Below are 1701 nucleotides of genomic sequence, written 5' to 3'. Positions count from 1 at the left end.
AGCGCGACTGCGGACGCGACCGCGGGGACCACGACGGTCCGGGGCGTGCCGACGACGGCGTCAGCGGCCTCGGCGGTCCGGGCCGCGCTGACGACGGCCTCGGGGACCGGCCAGCCGAGCAGCGCGTCGGGGACGCCGACGGCCGCGAGCGACCCCCGCAGCGTCCCGACGGGCTCGGCCGCGCGTGCGGCGGGCGCGACGACCACGACCGACGCGGCCCCGTCGACCGCCTGCGCGACCGCCGTCAGCGCCGCGTCGCGCAGCGCGGGGAGGGCGTCGTGACGGCCGGAGACCCCCGGGACCAGGAGGGCGGTGTCGGGCACCAGGGCCACGGCGACGAGCATGCCCCCGACCGTATCGGGTGGCGGACGGATGACCGTGGCCGGAGACCGCGCGGCGTCGGCGGGCGCGGGTAGGGTCGTCCGCATGGCACCGTTCGCCGACCGTGCCCGCCGCTGGCTCACGCGCCGCCCGCGGCCGGTGCGTCACGCCTCGCGCGACGTCGTCGCGCCGGAGCCCACGGACGACGAGCTGCACGAGCGCGTCGCGGCCCTGCTGGCCCGCGAGCTCGGTGTCGCGGAGCCGTCCGAGGACGTGCCGACGGCCGTCACCCCCGCCCGGATCGCGGCGTGGATGACCGAGAACCAGTTCAGCTACTTCGTCGACAACGACGGCGACCTCGGCGGGCTGTGGCGGGGCCGGCTGTTCTACTTCTTCCTCTTCGGCGAGCGGGCCGAGATCCTGCAGGTCCGCGGCCAGTGGCACCGCGAGATCGCGATCGAGCGCCTCGAGGAGGTGCTCGACCTGTGCAACGAGTGGAACGCCGACCGCATCTGGCCCAAGGCGTACGTGCGGGTGCGCGACAACGGGCGCGTGCACGTCGTGTCCGAGGTCGCGACCGACCTCGAGCACGGCGCGACCGACGCCCAGCTCAGCCAGATGCTGTTCTGCGGGCTGTCGACCGGCAGCATGTTCTTCGACGCGCTCGACGAGCGCTATCCCGACCCCGCGGGGGTCGCACCGTGAGGCGGGAGGCACGATGAGCGGACCCGGCTGGCTGCTGCGGGTCCTCGGCGGGCTGCCCAAGCCCACCAAGCGACCGTCGGCCGACGACGAGCCGCCGCGTCCGCTCGCCCGGGACCGGATCGGGGACTACCTGCTCGGGCGCGGCTACCGGTTCGTCGTCGACGAGGACGGCGACCTCACCGGGACGTGGGACGGCAGCCGGTTCTGGTTCCTCATGCTCGGCGAGCACCAGGAGATCCTCCAGGTGCGCGGACGCTGGCACCGCACGTTCGCGCTCGAGCAGCGCGCGGCCGTGGGTCTCGCGGTCAACGACTGGAACCGCGAGCGCATCTGGCCCAAGGCGTACCTGCGCGAGGAGGACGGCGTCATCGCGCTCTACAGCGAGGTGTCCGCCGACTTCGAGCCGGGCGTCACGGACCTGCAGCTCGCGCAGCTCGTCGCGTGCGGGCTCGGCACGGGCGTGCAGATGTTCGCCGCGCTCGAGGGGCTGCTGCCGCGCGACGACGCTCCCCCGCCGGACCTGCCGGACAACTGACGGTCCGCGCGGGCGGTCCGCGCGACGGTCAGGCGCGCAGGCCGATCGTCGGCAGCCCGAGGACGACGGGGCCTGTCGGCGCCGGTGCACCCGTCCCGCACGCCGCACCCGCACCGCCGTGGTCGTGCGCGTCGCCGCCC

3 protein-coding genes are annotated in these 1701 nt (G+C 75.5%); 2 read left to right on the top strand and 1 reads right to left on the bottom strand.

Going from position 1 to position 1701, the window contains the following annotated elements; all coding sequences use genetic code 11:
- Positions 1-344: hypothetical protein (locus HGA02_RS18610; RefSeq protein WP_210728801.1), on the bottom strand; the 344-nt coding region annotated here is incomplete at its 3' end.
- Positions 345-426: 82 nt separating this feature from the next.
- Between HGA02_RS18610 and HGA02_RS18605 the strand changes: the two genes are divergently transcribed.
- Positions 427-1026, top strand: coding sequence for a type III secretion system chaperone family protein (locus HGA02_RS18605; RefSeq protein WP_168680809.1), 600 nt, complete (start codon positions 427-429; stop codon positions 1024-1026).
- A 13-nt stretch (positions 1027-1039) separates the two neighbouring features.
- Positions 1040-1561 carry a type III secretion system chaperone family protein gene (locus tag HGA02_RS18600; RefSeq protein WP_124344412.1) on the top strand — a complete coding sequence of 174 codons (522 nt, stop codon included), beginning with the start codon at positions 1040-1042 and terminating at the stop codon, positions 1559-1561.
- Positions 1562-1701 lie beyond the last annotated feature (140 nt).

The organism is Cellulomonas septica, from assembly GCF_012396155.1.
Classification (GTDB): domain Bacteria; phylum Actinomycetota; class Actinomycetes; order Actinomycetales; family Cellulomonadaceae; genus Cellulomonas; species Cellulomonas septica.
This window is presented reverse-complemented; position numbering and strand designations above follow the sequence as displayed.